This is a genomic window from Brevundimonas sp. T2-11, from assembly GCF_055397675.1.
Genome location: NZ_AP027920.1, coordinates 2,621,591 through 2,643,764, shown reverse-complemented (window position 1 = coordinate 2,643,764; position 22,174 = coordinate 2,621,591). Strand labels below are relative to the sequence as shown.

24 protein-coding genes are annotated in these 22,174 nt (G+C 67.4%); 12 read left to right on the top strand and 12 right to left on the bottom strand.

What is annotated here, in order from left to right; genetic code table 11:
• Nucleotide 1: 1 nt before the first annotated feature.
• Together ACZ5XO_RS12920 and ACZ5XO_RS12915 are read right to left on the bottom strand one after the other, a co-directional pair.
• The gene (locus tag ACZ5XO_RS12920; RefSeq protein WP_292083616.1) at nucleotides 2–280 is read right to left on the bottom strand and encodes a ribonuclease E inhibitor RraB; all 279 of its coding nucleotides are present in this window, start codon (nucleotides 278–280) and stop codon (nucleotides 2–4) included.
• 163 nt (nucleotides 281–443) lie between these two features.
• Nucleotides 444–1,148, bottom strand: coding sequence for an HAD family hydrolase (locus ACZ5XO_RS12915; RefSeq protein WP_464162741.1), 705 nt, complete (start codon nucleotides 1,146–1,148; stop codon nucleotides 444–446).
• 260 nt (nucleotides 1,149–1,408) lie between these two features.
• Between ACZ5XO_RS12915 and ACZ5XO_RS12910 the strand changes: the two genes are divergently transcribed.
• Entirely contained in the window at nucleotides 1,409–2,704 is a 1,296-nt protein-coding gene (locus tag ACZ5XO_RS12910) for an amino acid permease (protein ID WP_464162740.1), read from the top strand.
• A gap of 86 nt (nucleotides 2,705–2,790) precedes the next feature.
• Complete coding sequence (gene carA, locus ACZ5XO_RS12905) at nucleotides 2,791–3,951, top strand: glutamine-hydrolyzing carbamoyl-phosphate synthase small subunit (protein WP_464162739.1); 1,161 nt, start codon at nucleotides 2,791–2,793, stop codon at nucleotides 3,949–3,951.
• A gap of 57 nt (nucleotides 3,952–4,008) precedes the next feature.
• On the opposite strand, the gene galE is transcribed toward carA, so the two are convergent.
• The 3 genes from galE to ACZ5XO_RS12890 all read right to left on the bottom strand — a co-directional run bounded on the left by galE (nucleotide 4,009) and on the right by ACZ5XO_RS12890 (nucleotide 5,919).
• Nucleotides 4,009–5,085, bottom strand: a complete 1,077-nt coding sequence (galE, locus tag ACZ5XO_RS12900) for a UDP-glucose 4-epimerase GalE (RefSeq protein ID WP_464162738.1) — start codon at nucleotides 5,083–5,085, stop codon at nucleotides 4,009–4,011.
• 24 nt (nucleotides 5,086–5,109) lie between these two features.
• The gene (locus ACZ5XO_RS12895; protein ID WP_464162737.1) at nucleotides 5,110–5,574 is read right to left on the bottom strand and encodes a hypothetical protein; all 465 of its coding nucleotides are present in this window, start codon (nucleotides 5,572–5,574) and stop codon (nucleotides 5,110–5,112) included.
• Between the two features lie 78 nt (nucleotides 5,575–5,652).
• The gene (locus ACZ5XO_RS12890) at nucleotides 5,653–5,919 is read right to left on the bottom strand and encodes a hypothetical protein (protein WP_464162736.1); all 267 of its coding nucleotides are present in this window, start codon (nucleotides 5,917–5,919) and stop codon (nucleotides 5,653–5,655) included.
• 196 nt (nucleotides 5,920–6,115) lie between these two features.
• Here ACZ5XO_RS12890 and ACZ5XO_RS12885 point away from each other — a divergent pair, with 196 nt between their 5' ends.
• The 4 genes from ACZ5XO_RS12885 to ACZ5XO_RS12870 all read left to right on the top strand — a co-directional run bounded on the left by ACZ5XO_RS12885 (nucleotide 6,116) and on the right by ACZ5XO_RS12870 (nucleotide 11,790).
• Nucleotides 6,116–7,252, top strand: a complete 1,137-nt coding sequence (locus ACZ5XO_RS12885; protein WP_464162735.1) for a patatin-like phospholipase family protein — start codon at nucleotides 6,116–6,118, stop codon at nucleotides 7,250–7,252.
• A gap of 128 nt (nucleotides 7,253–7,380) precedes the next feature.
• Nucleotides 7,381–9,267 carry a DNA primase gene (dnaG, locus tag ACZ5XO_RS12880; RefSeq protein ID WP_464162734.1) on the top strand — a complete coding sequence of 629 codons (1,887 nt, stop codon included), beginning with the start codon at nucleotides 7,381–7,383 and terminating at the stop codon, nucleotides 9,265–9,267.
• A gap of 75 nt (nucleotides 9,268–9,342) precedes the next feature.
• A complete protein-coding gene (rpoD, locus tag ACZ5XO_RS12875; RefSeq protein WP_464162733.1) occupies nucleotides 9,343–11,280 on the top strand; it encodes an RNA polymerase sigma factor RpoD in 1,938 nt (645 codons plus the stop codon).
• Between the two features lie 246 nt (nucleotides 11,281–11,526).
• The gene (locus ACZ5XO_RS12870) at nucleotides 11,527–11,790 is read left to right on the top strand and encodes a DUF2798 domain-containing protein (RefSeq protein WP_464162732.1); all 264 of its coding nucleotides are present in this window, start codon (nucleotides 11,527–11,529) and stop codon (nucleotides 11,788–11,790) included.
• A gap of 42 nt (nucleotides 11,791–11,832) precedes the next feature.
• Here the strand turns inward: ACZ5XO_RS12870 and ACZ5XO_RS12865 are convergent, their stop codons facing one another.
• Entirely contained in the window at nucleotides 11,833–12,321 is a 489-nt protein-coding gene (locus ACZ5XO_RS12865) for an Lrp/AsnC family transcriptional regulator (RefSeq protein WP_464162731.1), read from the bottom strand.
• A gap of 108 nt (nucleotides 12,322–12,429) precedes the next feature.
• Here ACZ5XO_RS12865 and ACZ5XO_RS12860 point away from each other — a divergent pair, with 108 nt between their 5' ends.
• The gene (locus tag ACZ5XO_RS12860) at nucleotides 12,430–13,395 is read left to right on the top strand and encodes a DMT family transporter (RefSeq protein WP_464162730.1); all 966 of its coding nucleotides are present in this window, start codon (nucleotides 12,430–12,432) and stop codon (nucleotides 13,393–13,395) included.
• 40 nt (nucleotides 13,396–13,435) lie between these two features.
• Here ACZ5XO_RS12860 and ACZ5XO_RS12855 read toward each other — a convergent pair whose 3' ends face one another.
• From ACZ5XO_RS12855 to ACZ5XO_RS12840, 4 genes are all read right to left on the bottom strand, one after another.
• The gene (locus ACZ5XO_RS12855) at nucleotides 13,436–13,789 is read right to left on the bottom strand and encodes a DUF1428 domain-containing protein (RefSeq protein ID WP_464162729.1); all 354 of its coding nucleotides are present in this window, start codon (nucleotides 13,787–13,789) and stop codon (nucleotides 13,436–13,438) included.
• A gap of 141 nt (nucleotides 13,790–13,930) precedes the next feature.
• Complete coding sequence (locus ACZ5XO_RS12850; protein WP_464162728.1) at nucleotides 13,931–14,422, bottom strand: VOC family protein; 492 nt, start codon at nucleotides 14,420–14,422, stop codon at nucleotides 13,931–13,933.
• Nucleotides 14,419–14,895 (bottom strand): SRPBCC family protein, encoded by a 477-nt coding sequence (locus ACZ5XO_RS12845; protein ID WP_464162727.1) that lies wholly within the window; start codon nucleotides 14,893–14,895, stop codon nucleotides 14,419–14,421. Before ACZ5XO_RS12845 ends, ACZ5XO_RS12850 begins: the two co-directional genes overlap by 4 nt.
• A gap of 2 nt (nucleotides 14,896–14,897) precedes the next feature.
• Nucleotides 14,898–15,341 carry a VOC family protein gene (locus tag ACZ5XO_RS12840; protein WP_464162726.1) on the bottom strand — a complete coding sequence of 148 codons (444 nt, stop codon included), beginning with the start codon at nucleotides 15,339–15,341 and terminating at the stop codon, nucleotides 14,898–14,900.
• A 168-nt stretch (nucleotides 15,342–15,509) separates the two neighbouring features.
• Between ACZ5XO_RS12840 and ACZ5XO_RS12835 the strand changes: the two genes are divergently transcribed.
• A complete protein-coding gene (locus tag ACZ5XO_RS12835) occupies nucleotides 15,510–16,088 on the top strand; it encodes a winged helix-turn-helix transcriptional regulator (RefSeq protein ID WP_464162725.1) in 579 nt (192 codons plus the stop codon).
• Between the two features lie 18 nt (nucleotides 16,089–16,106).
• Here the strand turns inward: ACZ5XO_RS12835 and ACZ5XO_RS12830 are convergent, their stop codons facing one another.
• Nucleotides 16,107–16,322: a flagellar hook protein FlgE gene (locus tag ACZ5XO_RS12830; RefSeq protein WP_464162724.1), complete on the bottom strand. Its 216-nt coding sequence runs from the start codon at nucleotides 16,320–16,322 to the stop codon at nucleotides 16,107–16,109.
• A 225-nt stretch (nucleotides 16,323–16,547) separates the two neighbouring features.
• Between ACZ5XO_RS12830 and ACZ5XO_RS12825 the strand changes: the two genes are divergently transcribed.
• Nucleotides 16,548–18,554, top strand: coding sequence for a DEAD/DEAH box helicase (locus ACZ5XO_RS12825; protein WP_464162723.1), 2,007 nt, complete (start codon nucleotides 16,548–16,550; stop codon nucleotides 18,552–18,554).
• A 50-nt stretch (nucleotides 18,555–18,604) separates the two neighbouring features.
• Nucleotides 18,605–18,937 (top strand): Mpo1-like protein, encoded by a 333-nt coding sequence (locus ACZ5XO_RS12820; protein WP_464162722.1) that lies wholly within the window; start codon nucleotides 18,605–18,607, stop codon nucleotides 18,935–18,937.
• Between the two features lie 104 nt (nucleotides 18,938–19,041).
• Here the strand turns inward: ACZ5XO_RS12820 and ACZ5XO_RS12815 are convergent, their stop codons facing one another.
• Nucleotides 19,042–19,596 carry a 3D domain-containing protein gene (locus tag ACZ5XO_RS12815; RefSeq protein ID WP_464162721.1) on the bottom strand — a complete coding sequence of 185 codons (555 nt, stop codon included), beginning with the start codon at nucleotides 19,594–19,596 and terminating at the stop codon, nucleotides 19,042–19,044.
• A 402-nt stretch (nucleotides 19,597–19,998) separates the two neighbouring features.
• On the opposite strand from ACZ5XO_RS12815, the gene ACZ5XO_RS12810 reads away from it, so the two are divergent.
• Nucleotides 19,999–21,030, top strand: coding sequence for a phospholipase C/P1 nuclease family protein (locus ACZ5XO_RS12810; RefSeq protein ID WP_464162720.1), 1,032 nt, complete (start codon nucleotides 19,999–20,001; stop codon nucleotides 21,028–21,030).
• Nucleotides 21,031–21,195: 165 nt separating this feature from the next.
• The gene (locus ACZ5XO_RS12805; RefSeq protein WP_464162719.1) at nucleotides 21,196–21,981 is read left to right on the top strand and encodes an RNA methyltransferase; all 786 of its coding nucleotides are present in this window, start codon (nucleotides 21,196–21,198) and stop codon (nucleotides 21,979–21,981) included.
• Nucleotides 21,982–22,174 lie beyond the last annotated feature (193 nt).

The window sequence follows — 22,174 nt, the reverse complement described above, 5'->3', positions numbered from 1 at the left end:
CTCAGTTCGTCACGACCGCGCACTCCCAGCCGTCGTAGTCGAGCTGGAAGGCCGCGGCCCAGGATTGCATCATGGCCGACACAGGCGAAAACGACGCCTCGTCGACCGGCATGGTGGTTTCCAGAACGGTCATGTCGCCCTGGCCCCGAGTCAGAAAACCCGCACGACGCGCGACCTCGCAGAGATCGCCATGCGCATCCTCGTCGCCGTAGAAATAGAACAACGTATGGCGCGGGGTGATCCCGCTGTCGCCCTGCTCGGCCAGAGCAGCGCGCACCATAGCATCCTTTTCCTCGTGACTGTTCAGCGCCGGGCTCCACGCGCGCGAAGAAACCGGACGCAGGGCGAGCCCCCGCGACCGATCCGTTCAGGTTGTCGGTTAAGCGGCCCGTTTAGAGAGGAGGGGCCGGAGGGGCAAGGGCCAGAATGAGGCGGTTGTGGATTCAGTCGGCGCGGTCGATGGCGGCGATCCAGTCGGGCAGTTCGCCGATGCGGCTGAGGCTGACATAGCGGGGGTGGCCCTCCGGCGCTTCGGCCAGCTCGTGGGCCCAGGTGATGTGGTAGGGGATGTGACAGGCGAAGGCCCCGGCCTCGATGGCGGGCAGGACGTCGGACTTCATGGAGTTGCCGGCCATGACGGCCTCGGCCGCGCCGGTGCCGTGGCGGGCGAAGATGCGGTCATAGGTCGAGCGGTCCTTTTCGGACACGATCTCGACGGCGGCGAACAGTTCGCCCAGGCCCGAGGCCGCCAGCTTGCGCTCCTGATCCATCAAGTCGCCCTTGGTGATCAGGACCAGACGGTATTTTCCGGACAGTTCGGCCAGGACCTCGTCGACGCCGGGCAGGGTCTCGACCGGGTGGGCCAGCATCTCGCGGCCGGCGGCCAGGATCTCGCGTACGATATGGGGCGGGGCGGCGCCGTCGCACAACTCCATGGCCGTCTCCAGCATCGACAGGGTGAAGCCCTTCACGCCGTAGCCATAGAGGCGAAGGTTGCGCTGCTCGACCTCGGCCAGACGCCCCATCATCACCGGCTCGTCGGCGTGGTCGGCCAGCAGGTCCACGAAACGCTTCTGGCTGAGGCGGAAGATGGTCTCGTTGTGCCACAGGGTGTCGTCGGCATCGAGGCCGACCGTGGTGATGGTCATGGGGAGGCTCCGCAGGTGTCGGCGGGCGTTTAGCACTTTCCGTCATCCTCCGGCGAGCATCGCGAGACCGGGGGACCCAGCGGCGCCGAAGGCGATCTTTGCGGCAAGCGCAGCGTGTGGGTTTGGGCTGCTACGCACCACCCTTCGGGTCGCCCTGACGGGCGCCGCTGGGTCCCCCGGTCGGCGCCGCTGCGCGGCTTGCCGGAGGATGACGGAGAGAAAGGGGCGACGGGTGCGACATTTCGGTCTATGCGGCGAAGATGACCCAGACGGAAATTCTGCCCGACCCGCCGCACCGCATCGGATGGGCGCTCGCCGCCCTGGTGGTGGCCGGCAACATGATCGGTTCGGGGGTTTATCTGTTGCCGGCGACCCTGGCGCCGACGGGCAGCAGCAGCATCATCGGCTGGCTGATCTGCGGCCTGGGGGCCGTCACGCTCGCGCTGGTGTTCGGCGGTCTGGGTCGGATGCAGCCCGACGCCGACGGACTTTCGGATTTCACCCGGCGCGGCATGGGCCGCTTCATCGGCTATCAGACGGGGCTGGCCTACTGGGCCGCCTGCCTCAGCGGCAATGTGGCACTGGCGGTGGCGGGGACCGGCTATCTGGCCTTCTTCTTCCCGGTGCTGAAGGAGCCCCTGTGGGGCATGGTCAGCAACCTGACCCTGATCTGGCTGACGACGGCGGCCTATGCGAGCGGGGCCAAGACGGCCGCCCGCTTCGGCGCCATCACCCTGGGTCTCGGCCTGATCCCCATCGTCCTGGCCATCATCGCCGGGGCCCTGGCCTTCAGCGGCGACACCTTCCTCGGCTCGTGGAGCCCGGGCGAGCAGCCCCTGCTGAAGTCGGTGCCGGCCTCGCTGGTCATCATCTTCTGGGCCTTCCTGGGCGTGGAAAGCGCCGCGGCCCTGTCCAGCCTGGTCAAGAACCCCTCGGTCGACGTGGGCCGGGCCTCTCTGGGCGGCGTGGCCCTGGCCTTCGTGGTCTATGTGGCCGCCAGCATCGCCGTCTTCGGCGTCATTCCAGCGGATATCCTGGTCCATTCGACCAGCCCCTATGCCGATCTGGTGGCGCGGGTCATGGGCTCGTCGGTGGCCGGTCTGGTCGCGGCCTGCGCCGTCATCAAGGTGCTGGGCACCATCGCCGGCTGGACCATGCTGGCGGGCGAGACCGCGCGCAGCACCGCCGAGGCCGGCTGGCTGCCGCGCTGGTTCGGCGGGGCGCAGAAGGGCAAGGCGCCGCTGAGCAATCCCATTCTGAACTGCGTCATCATGAGCGCCATGGTCGTGGCCAGCACCCAGCCCAAGCTGAACGAGCAGTTCGAGACCCTGATCGGCGTCACCTCGGTCCTGACCCTGTGCATGTATGCGCTTTGCGCCCTGACGCTGTGGAAGCTGACGCGCAAGACGGGCTGGCGGCTGCTGGCGGTCGGGGGCGTGGTCTTCTCGGCCTTCGCCGTCGCGGCGGCGGCGGGCGACTATATCCTGCCCAGCGTCGGATTCTTCGCCCTGACCAGCCTGGCCTGGGTCTGGGTGCGAAAGGGCCAGAAGGTTTAATCTCCGGGGCGTGTTGACCCCGCCCCTGCATCTCTTTAGTCACGCCGCCGTTTGTCTGCCCGTATTCATTGTTAGGAGCCTGCGCCATGACGACCCAGATTCTGTCCGGCGCCACTGGCGTCCTCGCGCTCGCTGACGGCACCATCCTGCAGGGGATCGGCGTCGGCGCCGTCGGCACGGCCCTCGGCGAGGTGGTCTTCAACACCGCCATGACGGGCTATCAGGAAATCCTGACCGACCCCTCCTACATGAGCCAGATCCTGGCCTTCACCTTCCCGCACGTCGGCAATGTCGGCGTGAACGTCGAGGACGTGGAGCAGATCGGCGACGGTTCGGGGACCTCGGCCCGCGGCGCCATCTTCCGCGACGTCCCGACCGATCCGGCCAACTGGCGCTCGGGAGGGGATCTGGACGCCTGGATGAAGCGCCGCGGCGTGGTCGGCCTGTCGGGCGTGGACACCCGCGCGCTGACCAAGATCATCCGCGACAAGGGCGCGCCCCACGCCGTCATCGCCCACCACCCGGACGGCCAGTTCGACCTGGAGGCCCTGGTGGCCCAGGCCAAGGCCTGGACCGGCCTGGTCGGCCTGGACCTGGCCAAGGACGCCTCGACGCTTCAGGCCTTCGACTGGAACGAGGGCGTGTGGGAATGGCCCGCCGGCTATCCCAAGGTCGATGCGACCGACAAGAAGGTCGTGGTCGTGGACTATGGCGTGAAGCGCAACATCCTGCGCGCCCTGGCCTCGACTGGCGCCAAGATCACCGTGGTTCCGGCCAATACCCCGGCCGAAGACATCCTGGCCCGTAATCCCGACGGCGTGGTGCTGTCTAACGGTCCGGGCGATCCGGCCGCGACGGGCGAATACGCCGTGCCCGAGATCAAGAAGCTGGTCGCCAGCGGCAAGCCCCTGATGGGCATCTGCCTGGGTCACCAGATGCTGGCCATCGCCCTGGGCGCCCAGACGGTGAAGATGGAGCAGGGCCACCACGGCGCCAACCATCCGGTCAAGGACCTGACGACCGGCAAGGTCGAGATCGTGTCGATGAACCACGGCTTCACCGTGGACCGCGACAGCCTGCCTGACGCCGTGGTCGAAACCCACGTCAGCCTGTTCGACGGCACCAACTGCGGCATCGCCGTCAAGGACAAGCCGATCTTCAGCGTTCAGCACCACCCGGAGGCCTCGCCCGGGCCGACCGACAGCCTCTACCTGTTCAACCGTTTCGCGGACTCGATGAAGGCCTAGGGATCAAAAAGGCGGGGCGCAGGCTCCGCCTTTTTTCTTTCGGGCGCAGGCTTGGGGTCAGGACGTCAGGACGTTGCCGCGTGCATGGTGACGACTGTGCCAGGCCCAGGCGCTTTTGATCACCGTCTCCAGGTCGGAATGGCGTGTGGTGAAGCCGAGCTCCTGGCGCGCCAGCGACGGATCGGCCACCAGACAGGGCGGATCGCCGGCGCGGCGCGGTCCCACGGCGCGCGGCGCGGGGGCGCCCGAGACCGCCGTGACGGCGCTCAGAACCTCGCAAACCGATCGGCCTTCGCCAGACCCGAGATTGAAGGCGGTGAAGCCGCGACGTCCTTCCAGCAACTGGTTCAGCGCCGCCAGATGACCGGCCGCCAGATCGACGACGTGGACGTAGTCGCGCACCGCAGTGCCGTCGGCGGTGTCATAGTCCGCGCCATAGACCTGAAAATCGCTGATCTGACCCAGGGCGGCCATCATGGCGCGCGGAATGAGGTGGGTTTCGACGGGACGATATTCGCCCAGGTCCGCCGTGGCCGAGGCGCCGCAAGCGTTGAAGTAGCGCAGGGCCGTCGCCCTGATGTCATGGGCGATCGCGGCGTCCTGCAGGATCTGTTCGCACATCAGTTTCGACCGGCCGTAGGGACTGATCGGGGCGGGGGTCAGGGTTTCGCGGATCACCGCGCCCTTCGGATCGCCATAGATGGCGCAGGTGCTGGAGAAGACCAGCTTGTCCACGCCCGCCGCCCGCATGCCGTCCAGCAGGCTCAGCAGACCGCCGACATTGTTGCGATAGTAGTCGAGCGGCTGAACCGTCGATTCGCTGACGACGGACGAGGCGGCGAAATGCATGACCGCGACCGCCTCATGGTCGATCAGGGCGCGACGCACGGCTTCGGCGTCCGTCACGTCGCCCTGGACCAGAGGGCCCCAGCGGACGAAGGCGGCGTGGCCGGTCGACAGATTGTCCAGCGTCACCGGCAGATAGCCCGCCGCGGCCAGGGCCTCGCAGACGTGGCTGCCGATATAGCCGGCGCCGCCCGCTACCAGAACGGCGGGCTTCTTGTCCGAGGAGAGACTCATGATCGCCTTCAGGCCGATGGAAACGCCGCCGATATAGCGGGCGGGCGCGACCAAGGCATGCGGTTTTCGCAGGCGGTTTCAGCCGCGGGCGAATCCGTCGCGCACCGATATGGTGTGTTTCAGGCGTTCGGCGCGTGTGCTCCACCGCTTGGGATCGGTCGCGGCGGCGATCACGCCGATGATGACGCCCGCCTCGTCCTTGAGCGGATAGGAGTCGACGAAGACCGGCACAGGGCCGTCGACGCCGCCCAGCAGCCAGACCTCGTCGGTGATGGCTTCGCCCGAGGCCATGGTCCGCACGACCGGCAGGTCTTCGAACCGGGCGATCGAACCGTCCTGGGCGAAAACCTGAAAGCGGTCGGCGTAGTCCTCGGGGCAGGCGCCGATCGGATCGCTGATTTTCAGGCCTGGCACGCCGCCCGCCACCATCAGGATGCGTCCGCTAGGCGCGGCGTGCAGAATGGCCGCGCCGCCCAGTCTTTCCGCCATGATCTCCAGAAGAGGGCGAAGGAAGGCGGCGGGCGGAAGGTCGGAATCGGACATTGAAAACTCGAGAAGATCGTATTGCCGGTGTGCGCCCGATCTCTGAAGTTTTCTGTAATTCCTGCGGTTGCGAAAGCCCTAGGGCAGTTCGACAAAGGTCGAATGCCGTCGCAGCTCGCAGGCCTTTCGCACCGCCATCGGGGCGGCCGCGATCCAGTAGGCGGCGTCGTCGGCGCGGCGAGCCTGCCGTCGTTCCAGTCCCCGGCGACGCCGTGCGGCGGCGTTGTCCAGCAGGCGCGCGTGCAGGGCGCGGGGCGTCAGGAACGGAATGGCGGGGGAGCCGGGGACGGCGACGGCGTCGGGGCCTTGGGGCTCCACCGCCGGGCGGGCGATGGCGATGAACATCGGAAGCTTCCATAAAGCGAATCAATCCACAGGCTGTGGATAATGCGGTTGTCGTCCCGTATTTCGTTCGTATTCGGACCATGGCGAGGCTGGGGCGGCCTTCTTGGTTAATCAAAGCCTAACGCGGTTTTTCGTGGCCGGTCCTTTTCCATCTGTCATCGATCACGCCTAAGGTGTTCGTCCTTGGAGGACGCCCATGAGTTTCAGCCTGTTGCGGACGGTCGCCGTCGTTCTGAGCGCCGGTCTGCTGTTGTCGGCCTGCGCCAGCGGGGCGCGCAGCGATTTCGGCCTGAACGAGCGTGATGCGGCCTCGCCCGTGGGCTTTCCCAATGTCCGCTATTCCGTCGAGGACGAGGCGGCGGCGCAGAGCATCGAGCAGCAGCTGGGCGAGGGCGTGCCGAAAGGACCCGACGGTCATTTCGACCTGATCGCCCTGTCCGGCGGCGGGGCCAACGGCGCCTTCACGGCGGGCCTGATCAACGGCTGGACCGCCAGCGGCAAGCGGCCCGATTTCGAGGTGGTGACGGGGGTGTCGACTGGCGCCCTGGCCGCCCCCTTCGTCTTCCTCGGCCCGCGCTGGGATGCGCGGTTGAAGGAGGCCTATACCGGCGGCGAGGCGACCGGGCTGCTGAAGAGCCGGGGCTTGCGCGCCTTTGTCGGCTCGGGCGTGTTCAGCGGTCTGCCGCTGCGTGAACTGGTCGAGCGCAATGTCGACGAGGCCCTGCTGGCCGAGGTGGCGGCCGAGCACGCCAAGGGGCGGCTGCTGCTGGTCGCCACTACGGATCTGGACGCCCAGCGCGGCGTCATCTGGAACATGGGCGCCATCGCCGAGCGCGGCGGACCGGAAGCCCTGGCCCTGTTCCGCGACGTGCTGGTCGCTTCGGCCAGCATTCCCGGCGCCTTTCCCCCCGTCATGATCCGCTCGCAGGGGCAGGGCGCGGTGTTCGAGGAGATGCACGTCGACGGCGGGGTGATGAACCCCTTCGTGGCCCTGCCGCAGATCATGTGGAACTGGGATGACGTGGCCGGGGTCTTCCAGGGCGCGCGCCTGCATGTCGTGGTCAACGGCAAGGACGCGCCGCGCTTCGCCGTGACGCGCGACGCCGCCATCCCGGTGCTGACCCGCAGTCTGGACGCCGTGCTGGGCGGCCAGCTTCGCGCCACCATCGCCGCCAACCGCGCCTTCGCCAGCCGCAACGGGCTGGAGTTCCATGTCGCCGCCATTCCCGAGGACTACGACGGCGCCAACAGCCTGGACTTCAACCAGGCCTCGATGCAGGCCGTCTATGATCTGGGCGAGGCCCTGGGCCGCACCGGCGAGGCGTGGAAGTAGGGCGGCGTCCGGTTTCGACGCACTTATCCCTGATCTTCACAGGGCTGTGGAAAAGGTCGTCGGGGATCATCATGTCTTGAGGTCGCGGCGGGCCTTTCCCTCATCGCCACGCCGGGGTGTCTGAAGACGTGCGTTTCGACGATCGTTTCCTTGAAGAATTGAAGGCCCGCCTTCGCCCGTCCGACGTCATCGGCCGGACGGTGAAGCTCAAGCGGCAGGGCCGGGAATATGTGGGCCTCAGCCCCTTCTCGAAGGAGCGGTCGCCCAGCTTCTTCGTCAACGACGACAAGGGCTTCTTCCACGACTTCTCGTCCGGCAAGCACGGCGACATCATCAGCTTCCTGCAGGAGACCGAGCGTCTCAGCTTCGTCGAGGCGGTGCAGCGGCTGGCGGGCGAGGCGGGGATGCAGCTTCCCGCCGAGGACCCTCAGGCGGCGGAGCGCGAGGCCAGGAAACAGGGCCTGACCGACTGGATGGATCTGGCCCAGAAATGGTTCGCCGCCAACCTGCGTCGCTCGGTCGGCAAGGCGGCGCGCGAGTATCTGGAAAAGCGCGGCCTGCCCGAGGACCAGTGGGAACGCTTTGGTCTGGGCTACGCCCCCAACGACCGCGAAGGCCTGAAGAACGCCCTGATCCAGCGCGGAGCGCGGCCCGGCGACCTGGTCGAGGCCGGGATGCTGATTGCGCCGGACAGCGGCGGCGCCCCCTATGACCGCTTCCGCGACAGGCTGATGTTCCCCATCCTGGACGCGCGCGGGCGGATCGTCAGCTTCGGCGGGCGGGCCATGAACCCCGACGACCGGGCCAAGTATCTGAACGGGCCGGAGAGCCCGCTGTTTCACAAGGGCGCCACCCTCTACGGCCTGCCCGAGGCGCGCCGCATCCTGGGGGCCGAGAGCCGGGGCGAGCAGGGGATCATCGTCGTCGAAGGCTATATGGACGTCATCGCCTGCCAGCGTGCGGGCCTGCCGGCGGTCGCGCCCATGGGCACGGCCCTGACCGAGGAGCAGATGGAGCGTCTGTGGCGGGTCTCGGCCGAGCCGGTGCTGTGTTTCGACGGCGACGCGGCGGGGCTGCGGGCCGCCTATCGCTCGATCGAGCGGTCTTTGCCCCTGCTGAAGTCGGGCCGGTCCTTCCGCTTCGCCCTGCTGGAGGGCGGGCAGGACCCGGACGACATCCTGCGCGACAAGGGGGCGCCGGCCCTGCGTCACGCCCTGAACGAGACCCGGCCCTTCATCGAGGTTCTGTTCCGCCGCGAGGCCGAGGCCGAACCGCTGGACACGCCCGAGCGCAAGGCGGGCCTGAAGGGGCGGCTGCGTCAGGCGGCCAGCGCCATTCAGGACAAGGACCTGGCCGAGCAATACCGGCGCGACCTGTTCGAGCGTTTCGACGCCCTGTTTCCGCGTCAGCAGCAACAGCAGCAGGCCTATCAGCAGGGCGGGGGGCGACCGGGTCCCGGCGGGCGCTGGCGTGGGCCGCCGCCCAAGCTGGGCCAGACGGCCGAGGGCGCCCAGGCCATGCAGGCCCTGTTCCGCTCCATCGAGCCCGTGGCCGCCGCCCTGGCTCACGGCGCGGTGGATGACCCCGAGCGGATGGACGACCATCTGGAGGCCATCGCCCGGCACGGCTTCGGCGATCCGGCGCTGGACGGACTGGCCCAGGAACTGGTCCGGTTACGCTTTTCGGGGCAGAGCCTTGACTCGGCCGCGATCCGACGCCATCTGGCCCACTCGGGTCATGATGCCTTGATGCACGAGGTCGAGAAGGCGGCGGCGAAGTCCGGCGCGCCATTCCTGGCTGCAGACAAGCCCCTCGGCGAGGCGAGGATCCGGTGGTCGCAGGCGTTCGACGCTCTGACCCGCGTAGCGGCGTTGGAGCAGGCGCTGGCGTCAGCAAAGTCGGATGCCCACAAGGCGTTCGACAACTCGGCCTTCACCCTGGTGAAAGCCGAGCGCGATGCATTGCGACGGGCCATCAAGACCGGAACGATTTGGGAAGACGCGGCTTCTTCGTAACCAACGAAGTCGTCGGGCGTTGTATTTTCGCCGCAGGGGACTGATCACCCCCGAGCGGTCGTGGAGACAGACTGAATGAGCGCGCAGACCGAGACGCAGGACACTGAAGCCAATACCGACGGGCCCCTGCTCGATCTGACGGACGCCGGCGTCAAGAAGTTCATCAAGCAGGCCAAGGCCCGCGGCTATGTCACGATGGAGGAACTGAACAAGGTCCTGCCGTCCGAAGAAGTGACCCCGGACGCCATCGAAGACACCCTGGCCATGCTGTCGGAAATGGGCGTCAACGTCGTCGAGGCCGAGGAGGACGCCGCCGAGGCGACCGGCACCGACGTCACCGCCGCCGCCGAAACCGCCGTGGCCGAGACCCCGGCCAAGTCCGCCTATGACCGCACCGACGACCCCGTGCGCATGTATCTGCGCGAAATGGGCTCGGTCGAACTGCTGAGCCGCGAGGGCGAAATCGCCATCGCCAAGCGGATCGAGGCCGGCCGCGACGCCATGATCTCGGGTCTGTGCGAGAGCGCCCTGACCTTCGAGGCCATCATGGTCTGGCGCGAGGAACTGGCGAACAACCGCATCCTGCTGCGCGAAGTGATCGACCTGGACGCCACCTACGGCATCCTGAATCCCTCGTCCCTGCCGCACAACCAGCCTGCGCCGGGACAGCCGACCGGCGAGCCTGACGGCGACGGCGACAAGCCGGAAGGCGAGGACGAGGACGAGGACGACTTCGACGACGGCGGCGGCATGTCGATCTCGGCTCTGGAAGCCGAGCTGCGCGACGGCGTCATGGAAGTCCTGGACGCGATCGCTTCGGACTTCGGCGGTTTCCGCAAGCTGCAGGACAAGCTGGTCGAGGCCCGCCTGAAGGGCGAGGTCCTGAACGCCAAGGACCACAAGGCCTATGAGACCCTGACCGCGGCCATCAGCGATCGTCTGAAGACGATGAAGCTGAACAACAACCGCATCGAGGCCCTGGTCGAGCAGCTGTATGCGATCAACAAGCGCCTGATCGGTCTCGAAGGCCGCCTGCTGCGCCTGGCCGACAGCTACGGCATCTCGCGTCCCGAGTTCCTCAAGGCCTACTTCGGCTCGGAGCTGGATCCGAACTGGACCGACCGCGTCAAGGAAATGGGCGTGCGCTGGACCAAGTTCAGCGAGGTCGAGGCCGCCCAGATCGCCCAGATCCGCGCCGACGTCGCCGCCGTGGCCACCGAGGCCGGCCTGCCGATCGACGACTATCGCCGCATCGTTCAGACGGTCCAGAAGGGCGAGCGCGAAGCCCGTCAGGCCAAGAAGGAAATGGTCGAGGCCAACCTGCGCCTCGTCATCTCCATCGCCAAGAAATACACCAACCGCGGCCTGCAGTTCCTGGACCTGATCCAGGAAGGCAACATCGGTCTGATGAAGGCGGTCGATAAGTTCGAGTACCGTCGCGGCTACAAGTTCTCGACCTACGCCACCTGGTGGATCCGTCAGGCCATCACCCGCTCGATCGCCGACCAGGCGCGGACCATCCGCATCCCGGTTCACATGATCGAGACGATCAACAAGATCGTCCGCACCAGCCGCCAGATGCTGCACGAGATCGGCCGCGAGCCGACCCCGGAAGAACTGGCCGAAAAGCTGGCCATGCCGCTGGAGAAGGTGCGCAAGGTCCTGAAGATCGCCAAGGAGCCGATCTCGCTGGAAACCCCCATCGGCGACGAGGAAGACAGCCACCTGGGCGACTTCATCGAGGACAAGAACGCCGTCCTGCCGATCGACGCCGCCATCCAGTCGAACCTGCGCGAGACCACGACCCGGGTCCTGGCCTCGCTGACCCCGCGCGAGGAGCGTGTCCTGCGGATGCGCTTCGGCATCGGCATGAACACCGACCACACGCTGGAAGAAGTCGGTCAGCAGTTCAGCGTGACCCGCGAACGCATCCGTCAGATCGAGGCCAAGGCCCTGCGCAAGCTGAAGCACCCCTCGCGGTCGCGCAAGCTGCGGTCCTTCCTGGACAGCTGATCGGTCCGATCGCCTGACGATCAACGCCGGCGGGGTTCGACCTCGCCGGCGTTTTTCGTTCCGGGAGCCGGGGCGCGCACCGGCGACCTTGTATCGGCCCCGAGGGTGCGATAGGTCGAACTCGTCTTCCTTGTGAAGGTCGTAAGCGTCTCACGTCAGGCAACGCATCCTCCGGTCCCGGCCGGAACAGCCCGTTCACCGGGCGGATGCATATCGGCCGACGACCTCATTCATGAGACTGCTTTCATGAGCTATCCTGCCTTCATCACCCTGCGTCGCCTGCCGGCGCGCTATGCGGCTCTGGTGACCCCGCTGGTCCTGTCCCTGTTGATGACCCTTGTGGTCTCGGCCATCGCCACGGCCCGCAGTCTGGGCCTTGCGCCGGACTTTCCCGGCGTCTGGATGTCTGCGTGGGGCCTGTCCTGGCTGGTCGCCTTTCCCACCCTGCTGCTGATCCTGCCGCTGGTGCGCCGGATCGTCGGTCTGGTCGTCGAGGCGCCGCAAGGCTGAGGCGAGAAGAGGGCGGTTCGTCGGGGCCGCCCTTTTCCCATGTCAGGGAATGATCAGCGAGGCGTCGGTCTTCACCCGGTCCAGGGCGATCAGGGAGCGGAAGCGGTTGACGCTGTCGTTTTCCTCGAACAACCGCTGCGTCAGCGCCTGATAGGCCGCCATGTCGGTGGTGACGACGATCAGGATGAAGCTGGTGCCGCCGGTGACGTAGTAGCACTGCTGCACCTCCGGCTCGCTCTGGAACCGGGCCTTGGCGTTCTGGACCGTCTCGGCCCGCTCGTCCTGCAGGTAGACCTCGACGATGGCGGTGATGGTCAGGGGGATCGCCTTCGGGTCCACCAGGGCGACATTGCCGCGAATGACGCCGCTGGCCTCCATGGCCGCGATGCGTCGCTGGACGGCGGCGGCGGACAGGTTGACGGCTTCGGCGATGGCGCGCTGCGGCGTCCGGGCGTCGCGCTGCACGATGCGCAGAATGGCGCGATCGAAGCTGTCGAGCGGGCGCTGGGGAGAGGCGGGTCGTGCGGCCATCGGCGATCTTTTTTGCGCGAGTTTTTGTTGCGTTCGGGCCTGTGATCGAGAGGAAACGCCCCGTCCGGCCCTTGATATAGCTCGCCGCCGAACAAGGCGGGAACTGAAATGACGACGGACATCATCGAGCAGGGGCGAAGCAACCGGACGGCGGCGGGCGTGGCCTGCGGGATCGGCGCGGGGGCCCTGTGGGGGCTGGTCTTCCTGGCTCCGGAGCTGGCGCGGGACTTCAATCCCCTGCAGCTGACGGTGGGGCGTTACCTCGCCTATGGCCTGATCGCCGCGGCCTTGCTGGCGCCGCGCTGGAAGGCGGTGACGGCGCGGATCGGGCGGGGCGACTGGCTGAGCCTGTTCTGGCTCGGCCTCACCGGCAACACGCTTTACTACATCCTGCTGTCGGGGGCGGTGCAGACGGGCGGCATCGCCATGACCTCCCTGGTCATCGGCTTTCTGCCGGTGGCGGTGACCATCATCGGCAGTCGCGACCATGGCGCCGTGCCGCTGAGGCGGCTGCATCTGCCGCTGCTTCTCTGCATCGCCGGGGCGGTCTGCATCGGCTGGCAGGCCCTGGCCGCACCGGCCGAGACCTCGCACATGACGCGGCTGATCGGCTTCGGCTGCGCCGTCGGCGCCCTGGCCTCATGGACCTTCTTTGCGGTGAATAACGCGCGGAGGCTTCGTCAACTGAAGACGGTGTCGGCCCACGACTGGAACCTGCTGACCGGGGTCGTCACCGGGGCGCAGAGCCTGTTGCTGTTGCCGGTCGCCCTGCTGATCGCCTCGGGCGCACAGCACGAAGCGGGGGACTGGATGCGCCTGGCGGGCGTCTCGGTCGGCGTGGCGGTGCTGGCCTCGATCGTCGGCAATAACCTGTGGAACCGGATGAGCCGGCTGCTGCCGCTGACCCTGGTCGGCCAGATGATCCTGTTCGAGACCCTGTTCGCCCTGATCTACGGCTTCGCCTGGGAGCAACGCCTGCCGACGATGATGGAGGCGCTGGCCTTCGTCCTGGTGGTGCTCAGTGTCGCGACCTGCCTGCGGGCTCACCGCGCCAGGCCGGACAGCGCCCACTGAAGAGATGGGGCCGGCGCTTGACCGGCCCCCGCGCTTGTCGTCAGGCGCGCTCGTCAAAGACGGTCTCGAAGCCGCCCCACATCATGCGCTTGCCGTCGAAGGGCATGTCCATGTCGGCCATGGCGGGATCTTCCTGCATCCTGGCCCAGGCGTCGTCGGCGGTCTTCTTGTCGGGCCAGATCAGCCAGGAGAAGACCACCGCCTCGCCGTCCTCCAGCTTCACCGACATGGGGAAGCTGGTGACCTTGCCGTCGGGCACGTCCTCGCCCCAGTTCTCGACATGGGCCAGGGCGCCGTAGCCCTTGAACAGGGGCCAGGCGACGCGGGCGGACTCGATATAGCGGTCCTTGTTCTCGGTCTTCACGGGGGTCAGGAAGCCGGTGATGTAGGCCATCTTGCATTCTCCTTCGGAGGTTGGCCCCTAACGCTCGCCGCGCGGCGGCTCGCTGCATGAGGGGGCAGGGGCGGATAGTCGGGGCAGGCGTGGTTGGCGTCTTGGTGGAAAGCGGCAGGGCAGGCGGCTTAGCTTGGCCGATTACCCGGCCTTGTCAGCAGCGGCCTCGATGGCCCCGATGTCGATCTTCTGCATCGTCATCATGGCCGCGAAGGCGGCCTTGGCGCGGGCGGGGTCGGGGTCGCTGAAGAAGGTCATCAGGCGGCGCGGGGTGATCTGCCAGCTGACGCCCCAGCGGTCCTTGCACCAGCCGCAGTCGCTGGCGCGTCCGCCGTTGTCGATGATGGCGTTCCACAGGCGGTCAGTCTCGGCCTGATCATCGGTCATGATCATGAAGGAGACGGCCTCGGTCTGAGGGAAGGTCGGGCCGCCGTTCAGACCCATATAGGGCCGTCCGGCCAGGGTGAACTCCACCACCAGCTCGGCGCCCTCTGGGCTGGACGGGTTGTCCGTCGGGCTGGTCGCCACGCGGTCGATGCGGCTGTCGGGCAGGCCCAGCGAGACATAGAACTCGGCCGCCTTCTTCGCCTGACCCAGGTCGTACCAGATGCAGGGAATGATCTTGTCGGTCATGACGTCGTCTCCCGTGCGGCGAGACGCTCGGCCACCTCGCCCAGTTGATCGGCGGCGGCGCCCCAGCCGGGCTCGAAGCCCATCTGTGCGTGGGTCTGCATGGCCTTTTCGTCCCAATGGCGGGCGCGGGCGGTGTAGCGCGTGCCGTCGCCTTCGGGCTCGAACGTGTCGATGCGCACGAAGTTCATCTCGCCCGGTTGCGGGATCCAGCCCTCGGTCATGGCGCCGGTGGTGACGATGCGGCGCTCGGGAATGACCTCCAGCACCACGCCGCGATATTCGTGCCGCTCGCCCTCGGGCGACTGCATGACGATGTCGGCGCGCCCGCCGGGACGCAGGTCGTAGTCGACCCGGGGCGTGGTCCAGGGGCGCGGCGTGAACCACTCGGTTCCGTGTTGTGTGAAGGCCTTCCAGACCGTTTCCGGCGAGGCCTTGAAGACGCGGCTGACGCTCAGCTCGAACAGATCGCTCATGATCAGCCGCCTCCGACTTGGGCGGCGAAGGCCTCGGGGCCCTCGGCGGCGGCTTCGGGGTCCATCCACATGACCTCCCAGATATGGCCGTCCGGGTCGGCATAGCTGCGGCCGTACATGAAGCCGTAGTCTTGCTTGGCGTTGGGGTCGGCCTGACCGCCGGCCCCGGCGGCGCGATCGATCACGGCGTCCACGGCGTCGCGGCTGTCTTCAGACACGCAGATCAGCACCTGGGCCGTCTTGTGCGCGTCCGGGATGGCGCGGTCAGTGAAGCTGGAGAACTTCTCGTGGGTCAGAAGCATGGCGTGGATGGTGTCGGAAAACACCATGCAGGCGGCGGTGTCGTCCGAGAACATCGGGTTCTTCGTGGCGCCCACGGCCTCATAGAAGGCGACGGCGCGCGGCAGGTCGGTGACAGGCAGATTGACGAAGATGAGCTTGTTCATTTGGCGATCCTCCCTGATCTGGCGTAACGGTGTCCTATCGTGTTATGTTAGTCAACTATGAAGTTAGAAAAAGTAACCAACGAGTCCGCCGGGCGTTCCCGCCGCTATCACGACGCCTGCGGCGCCGCCCACGGACTCGACCTTGTCGGCGAGCGATGGGCCTTGCTGGTGATACGAGAACTCATGATGGGGCCGCGCCGTTTCAGCGACCTGCGAAAGGACCTGTGCGGCCTGTCGGCCAATGTCCTGACGCAGCGGCTGGAGGGGCTGGAGGCCTCGGGCATCGTCCAGAAGCGCAAGCTGCCGCCGCCCGCCTCGGTCCAGGTCTATGAGCTGACCGACTGGGGCTATGAGATCAAGCCGGTCTTCATGGTGCTGGGCCGCTGGGCCGCGCGCTCGCCGCAACACGATCCGACCCTGCCGATCAGCGCCGTGTCCATCATGCAGTCGTTCGAGACCATGTTCGATCCGGCGCGGGCTGGGGGCGCCCTCATGCGCCTGGGCTTCGCCCTGGACGAGGACCGCATGGTGGTGAGCGTGGCCGACGGGCGGATCGAGACGCGGCGCGGCGAGGTCGAGGAGGCCGAGGTCGTGGTGCGCGCCGCTCCGCCGATCGTGGCCGCCGCCGTCTATGGCAAGGTTCCGCTGGCGGCGCTGGAAGGCGAGGGGGCGATGCGCATCGAGGGCGACCGGGCCGTCTTCGCCCGCTTCATCGACTTCTTTCACCTGCCGGAAAAGGCGGGGTGAGGGCGTGGCGGGTCCGGCCTAGACCAGAATATCCAGCAGGGTCCCCGTCATCTCGTCCGCGGTCCGCGCCACGGCGGCGTTGGCGGAGAAGTCCTGCCTGGCGCGAATCTGCTCGACCGCCTCGACCGCCAGATTGTCCAGCGAGCCTGTCGCCGTGCGCCGGGCGCTGGCCTCGAAGCGGTTGGCGGCGTTCTGCATTCCGGCGGCGGCGATGCTCAGGGGCGGGATCGTCATGATCGGTCTCCGGGCGGCGAAAGGAACTCTGCGGACGGTCAGGATCGTGGCTTTGAGGTCAATGACGCCTGAACAAGCGTGGTGAACGGCGGTCTTTTTGCGGAAATCCGCCGCATCGGGGCCGTTATTGGTGTATAGAGACCGCCTCCTCATCGCCCGGCCGGCTGTTCGCCTTGGCCGGGCGCGGTCGTTTCGGCGACCGCCATGCTCTTTTTCAGGTCGTATATGCCCTTTCCCGCGATCCACCCCGCGCTAGACCGCGCCCTCGCCAACAAGGGCTATGCCGAGCCCACCCCCGTCCAGGCCGCGGTTCTGGAAGGCCACGGCGAGGCCGACATGCTGGTCTCGGCCCAGACCGGATCGGGCAAGACGGTGGCCTTCGGCCTGGCGGCGGCCTCGTCTCTGCTGGGCGAGAACGAAACCTTCGGTCCCGCCGACGCCCCGCTGATGCTGGCCATCGCCCCGACGCGCGAGCTGGCGCTGCAGGTCTCGGCCGAGCTGGAATGGCTGTACGGCGAGTCCAAGGCCAAGATCACCACCTGCGTCGGCGGCATGGACGCCCGCAAGGAAGCCCGCGCCCTCAACTTCGGCATCCACATCGTGGTCGGCACCCCCGGCCGCCTGAAGGACCACATCGACCGCGGCAACCTCGACCTGTCGGCGCTGAAGGTCCTGGTGCTCGACGAGGCCGACGAGATGCTCGACATGGGCTTCCGCGAGGACCTGGAATACATCCTCGAGCAGTCGCCCGAGGATCGCCGCACCCTGCTGTTCTCGGCCACCATCGCCCGCGACATCGCCATGATGGCCAAGCGCTATCAGCGCGACGCCGTGCGCATCGACACCGTCGACCGCAGCCAGCCGCACAGCGACATCGAATACCGCGCCCTGCGCATCGCCCCGAACGAGATCGAGCACGCCGTCGTCAACGTGCTGCGCTTCTATGAGGCGCCGGGCGCACTGGTCTTCTGCTCGACGCGCGACAGCGTGCGTCACCTGCAGTCGTCGCTGCTGGAGCGCGGCTTCGCGACCGTGGCCCTGTCGGGTGAAATGGGCCAGCGCGAGCGCACCGACGCACTGCAGGCCCTGCGCGACGGCCGCGCCCGCGTCTGCGTCGCCACCGACGTGGCCGCGCGCGGTCTGGACCTGCCCGACCTGGGTCTGGTGATCCACGCTGAGCTGCCGATCAACAAGGCGACCATGCTGCACCGCTCGGGCCGCACCGGCCGCGCGGGCAAGAAGGGCACCTCCATCCTGCTGGTGCCGAGCAGCCGTCGCCGCAAGGCCGAGATGCTGCTGGGCTCGGCGGGCGTCGAGGCGACCTGGGCCGCCGCCCCGACCGCCGACGAAATCCTGGCCAAGGACGAGCAGCGCCTGCTGGCCGCCCCGGTCTTCGCTCAGGAAGGCGCCGAGGACGACGCCGGGCTGATCGCCAAGCTGGTCGCCGAGCGCACGCCGGAAGATCTGGCCCGCGCCCTGCTGGTCCTGCTGCGCAAGGATCTGCCGGCGCCCGAAGACCTGACCGATCCGGGCCAGGGACCGCAGCGCAAGCCGCGCGAGCCGGGCGACAAGTTCGCCGCCGGCGCCTCGCCCTTCGAGCGCCTGCAGGCGGACGAGGTGTCCTGGTTCCGTATGGACATCGGCCGCAACCGCAACGCCGATCCCAAGTGGCTGATCCCGATGATCTGCCGCATCGGCGGCATCACCAAGCAGCAGATCGGCTCGATCAAGACCTTCCCCGAAGAGACCCGCTTCGAGATCGCCAACACCCACGTCGAGGCCTTCAGGAAGCTGGCGTCCATGAACACCCAGGAGGCGAACATCACGCCTTCGGAAGCCCCGCACTCGGGCATGTTCAAGGGCGGAACGCGCAACCGCCGCGACGAGGGCGGCGAGCGCCCCTACGCCAAGAAGCCCTTCCGCCGCGACGAGGACGGGGAGGGCGGCCGTCCGCCGTTCAAGAAGAAGCCGTGGCAACCGCGCGAGGGCGAGGCCGAGGGCGAACGTCCGGCCTTCAAGAAGAAGCCCTACGCCCCGCGCGCCGACGCGCCGGAAAGCAGCCAGTTCTTCGACAAGCCCCATGAGAAGCCCTTCGCCAAGGGGCCGGGCGCCAAGAAGCCGTTCAAGCCCAAGTCGGACTTCAAGGCCGGCGGCAAGCCGGGCTTCAAGCCGGCCGGCAAGCCCTTCGCCAAGGGCCCCAAGGGTCCGAAGAGCGGCAAGCGCTTCGACTGACCGCTGATCCCTGACTTGCCCCCGGTTCGATCCGGGGGCAGGCTGGGGCCATGAACACCGAGCAGTCCGCCCAAGGGCCAGAAGGCCGATACGCCTCGTTCGGGGCCTTCTACCCCTATTACATCCACGAGCATTCCAACCGGACCTGCCGCCGCGTCCATGTGGTCGGGACGGGTCTGGTGATCGCCGCCTTCCTGGCCTTCTGCGCGACGCGCAACGCCTGGTGGCTGCTGGCCATGCCGCTGGTCGGCTACGGCTTCGCCTGGGTCGGGCATTTCTTCTTCGAGAAGAACCGGCCCGCGACCTTCAAATATCCCCTGTGGAGCCTGATGGGCGACTTCCGGCTCTTCTTCGAGACCGTGAGCGGCAAGCGGAAGTTCTGATCGGACCTGCCCGGGAGGTCGCGAGGCTCGCAAGTTTCCGCCTAAGCAAAAAGGGCGACCGGATCGCTCCGGCCGCTCTTTTTTGTCGGAGGGCGTCGTCGCCCTTAGTTCGAGGCCGTTTCCCAGGCCGGGGGGCAGCCCTCGAAATCGCCGGCGTCGGCGATGGTCAGGGTCTTCATGTTCAGGCTCATGGCCTGACGCATCGAGCCGCGACCGTGACCGGTGTAGAGGTCGATCTTGGCGCCCTTGATCGCGCCGCCGGTGTCCGAGGCGTACCAGTAGCCGTCGTGAATGGTGCCGTCGCTCATGCGCAGGCCGACGGTTTCGCGGATGAAGAGCTTGGTGCGGCGCGGAATGACGCGCGGGTCCACGGCGACCGTGCGCATGGCGATCGGACGGCAACCCAGCGAGTCGTTGCCCGTCGCGCCGCCGCCGCCTGCGTGATAGAGGCGGGCCGAAGCGCGCCAGTCGGGATCGCCCGCCATCAGCTCGGCCTGTTCGGCGGAGAGGGCGGACGCATCAGCGGAACTTTCAGCCGCCGCAGCGGTTTCCATTGCAGCCGTTTCGAGTGCGACAACGGCTTCATAGGGTTGAGGCTCTCCGGAACCGGAGAAGGCCATGGCCCAGAACATGGCAAGCGCAGCGGCTGTGTTCAGCATCGAACAGACTCGGAAAGCACCGGTCCCGACACGATCCGGCGACGGATTTTTGGCCGTCAATTGTGGCGAAAACGTGTCGCTTGAGATCAGGCGTGCGCCCGAAGCACGATCATCGTTCGATTGATCCACAGGTGCATGAGCATATCGCTCAAATGTCACAGCATATGTGGCAGCAACGAAATCAGTATTCGGCGCTTTGTGGTTCTATACTGTGAGGATCAGCTTTTCGGTTAACACCTAAGTCTGGCTATGTAACACTTTATTGCGAAGAAAGTCTGCGTTCGGGCTCAAGATAACGGCGGCGTGATCGTGCGGCCACGTCGTGGGGCGCATGGCTGGAGGCGCGGCCGGGAATGGGATAAGCGGTCGTTTCCCCACGAATTTTTCCGCCGGTGTTCTCCGATGAAGCGTCAAGTCAAACGCCTGATGATCTCCGCCGCCGCCCTGATGCTGGTCGCGGCCCCCGCCGTTCATGTGGACGCCTGGGGCAATACCGGCCACCGCCTGATCGGCGTGGCGGCCATGCGCGGTCTCAGCGACGACCTGCCGGCCTTCCTGCGCACGCCGGGCGCCGTCGCCGACGTCGGCGAACTGGCGCGCGAGCCCGACCGCTGGAAGGGCGCCGGCCAGCCGCATGACCGCGAGCGCGACACGGCCCACTTCATCGACTTCGACGACAATGGTCATGCGATGACGGCCAACGGTCCGCATATCGACGCCCTGCCGCGGCTGAAATCGGACTTCGACACGGCCCTGGTGCAGGCGGGGATCAAGATCGACGAGGTCGGCTACCTGCCCTACGCCCTGATGGACGCCTATCAGAACCTGGGCCGCGACTTCGCCTACTGGCGCGTCCTCACCGCCGCCGAGGGCCGCGAGGCCGACCCCGGCAAGAAGGCCTGGTATCGCGCCGACCGCGAGCGCCGCGAGGCCCTGATCCTGCGCGACATCGGCGTCCTGGCCCACTATGTCGGCGACGGCTCGCAGCCGCACCACACCTCGATCCACTTCAATGGCTGGGGCGACTACCCGAACCCCGAGGGCTTCACCAACTCGCGCCGCACCCACGGGATCTTCGAGGGCGAGTTCACCTCGCGCGTCGCCCGCCTCGATACGGTCGAGGCGGCCATGAGCCAGCCGCAGGTGTCGGGTCTGGACCTGCGCGCCCGCACCGCCGTCTATCTGAAGACCACCCTGGGTACGGTCATTCCCTTCTATCGTCTGGAGAAGGCGGGCGGCTTCAAGGACGCCGACCCGCGCGGCGCGGCCTTCGTCAACGAGCGTCTGGCGGCGGGCGCGTCTGAACTGCGCGACCTGATCATTCTCAGCTGGCGCGAGAGCGGCGCGGCTTCCATCGGCTGGCCCGCCGTCAAGGTGGCCGAGGTCGAGGCCGGCACGGTCGACCCGTGGGTGTCGATGATCGGCGAGGACTAAATTTCTCCCTTCTCCCCTTGCGGGAGAAGGTGGGCCCGAAGGGCTCGGATGAGGGGTTTCTCAAGGTTCGAAAAGGATGAGGCGGTCGGCGTCAGCGCGACCCCTCATCCGTCTGGCTTCGCCAGCCACCTTCTCCCGCAAGGGGAGAAGGACTATGCAGCCCCCATGACTGAACTCACGCCCCCCGTCGTCATCCTCGACAAGTCCCAGATGGCCGAGAACATCGGCGCGGTCGCCCGCGTCATGGCGAACTTCGGCCTGTCGGAACTGCGGCTGGTCAGCCCGCGCGACGGCTGGCCCCAGGACCGCGCCTGGGCCACCGCCTCGGGCGCCGACTGGGTGCTGGAGGGCGTGCGGGTCTTCGACAGCGTGGCCGAGGCGATCCACGACCTGAACACCGTCTTCGCCACCACCGCCCGCCCGCGCGAGACGCGCCAGCCGGTGCGCACCCCGCGCGAGAGCGCCCGCATCCTCTATGACGACACGGCGTCCGGCCTGAAGACCGGCCTGCTGTTCGGCGGCGAGCGCGCGGGTCTTGAGACCACCGACATCGCCCTGTGCGCCGGCATCACCACCATTCCGATCGATCCCAGGCACCATTCGCTGAACCTGGCCCAGGCCGTGGCCATCAACGCCTATGAGTGGCGCACCCTGATCCTCGACGCCCCGCCGCCGCGCTTCCGCGAGGGCGAGCCGCCCGCGTCGAACGAACTGCTGATCGGCATGTACGAACACTTCGAGGCCGAGCTGGAGGCCGGGGGCTTCTTCCACCCGCCCGAGAAAAGGCCGTCGATGAGCCAGAACCTGCGCGTCATGCTGGGCCGCGCCGCCTTCACCGAACAGGAAGTCGCCACCATGCGCGGCGCCATCCACGCCCTCGCCAAGGGCCGCGGCCGCGTGCTGGCCAAGCTGGCCGAAAAGCGCGCGGCGGAAGCGAAGAAGGGCGAGTAGAGGCCATGCCTGAAGGTCGGTTTAGTCAAACGGTTCAAGCGTCGATGCCGGGGATGCTCCTGCCGGAACCGATCACTCAGGCTCTCGATTGGCTGGAGAGCTCTGGGGCGGTGGAGGCGGACCGAGACGGGCGGCTCTTCGCGAGTCTTTATGCTGGCAGCCAATGGGGTGTTCCGACTGGCCGGTCCGCGAT

Coding starts and splice junctions, on each gene's coding strand:
- ACZ5XO_RS12850 (WP_464162728.1), bottom strand. CDS start 14,422: ATGACCGACAAGATCATTCCCTGCATCTGGTACGACCTGGGTCAGGCG.
- rpoD (WP_464162733.1), top strand. CDS start 9,343: ATGAGCGCGCAGACCGAGACGCAGGACACTGAAGCCAATACCGACGGG.
- ACZ5XO_RS12805 (WP_464162719.1), top strand. CDS start 21,196: ATGACTGAACTCACGCCCCCCGTCGTCATCCTCGACAAGTCCCAGATG.
- ACZ5XO_RS12820 (WP_464162722.1), top strand. CDS start 18,605: ATGAACACCGAGCAGTCCGCCCAAGGGCCAGAAGGCCGATACGCCTCG.
- ACZ5XO_RS12870 (WP_464162732.1), top strand. CDS start 11,527: ATGAGCTATCCTGCCTTCATCACCCTGCGTCGCCTGCCGGCGCGCTAT.
- ACZ5XO_RS12825 (WP_464162723.1), top strand. CDS start 16,548: ATGCCCTTTCCCGCGATCCACCCCGCGCTAGACCGCGCCCTCGCCAAC.
- ACZ5XO_RS12830 (WP_464162724.1), bottom strand. CDS start 16,322: ATGACGATCCCGCCCCTGAGCATCGCCGCCGCCGGAATGCAGAACGCC.
- ACZ5XO_RS12910 (WP_464162740.1), top strand. CDS start 1,409: ATGACCCAGACGGAAATTCTGCCCGACCCGCCGCACCGCATCGGATGG.
- carA (WP_464162739.1), top strand. CDS start 2,791: ATGACGACCCAGATTCTGTCCGGCGCCACTGGCGTCCTCGCGCTCGCT.
- ACZ5XO_RS12860 (WP_464162730.1), top strand. CDS start 12,430: ATGACGACGGACATCATCGAGCAGGGGCGAAGCAACCGGACGGCGGCG.
- ACZ5XO_RS12890 (WP_464162736.1), bottom strand. CDS start 5,919: ATGTTCATCGCCATCGCCCGCCCGGCGGTGGAGCCCCAAGGCCCCGAC.
- ACZ5XO_RS12845 (WP_464162727.1), bottom strand. CDS start 14,895: ATGAGCGATCTGTTCGAGCTGAGCGTCAGCCGCGTCTTCAAGGCCTCG.
- ACZ5XO_RS12840 (WP_464162726.1), bottom strand. CDS start 15,341: ATGAACAAGCTCATCTTCGTCAATCTGCCTGTCACCGACCTGCCGCGC.
- ACZ5XO_RS12915 (WP_464162741.1), bottom strand. CDS start 1,148: ATGACCATCACCACGGTCGGCCTCGATGCCGACGACACCCTGTGGCAC.
- ACZ5XO_RS12885 (WP_464162735.1), top strand. CDS start 6,116: ATGAGTTTCAGCCTGTTGCGGACGGTCGCCGTCGTTCTGAGCGCCGGT.
- ACZ5XO_RS12920 (WP_292083616.1), bottom strand. CDS start 280: ATGGTGCGCGCTGCTCTGGCCGAGCAGGGCGACAGCGGGATCACCCCG.
- ACZ5XO_RS12855 (WP_464162729.1), bottom strand. CDS start 13,789: ATGGCCTACATCACCGGCTTCCTGACCCCCGTGAAGACCGAGAACAAG.
- ACZ5XO_RS12810 (WP_464162720.1), top strand. CDS start 19,999: ATGAAGCGTCAAGTCAAACGCCTGATGATCTCCGCCGCCGCCCTGATG.
- ACZ5XO_RS12815 (WP_464162721.1), bottom strand. CDS start 19,596: ATGCTGAACACAGCCGCTGCGCTTGCCATGTTCTGGGCCATGGCCTTC.
- ACZ5XO_RS12895 (WP_464162737.1), bottom strand. CDS start 5,574: ATGTCCGATTCCGACCTTCCGCCCGCCGCCTTCCTTCGCCCTCTTCTG.
- ACZ5XO_RS12865 (WP_464162731.1), bottom strand. CDS start 12,321: ATGGCCGCACGACCCGCCTCTCCCCAGCGCCCGCTCGACAGCTTCGAT.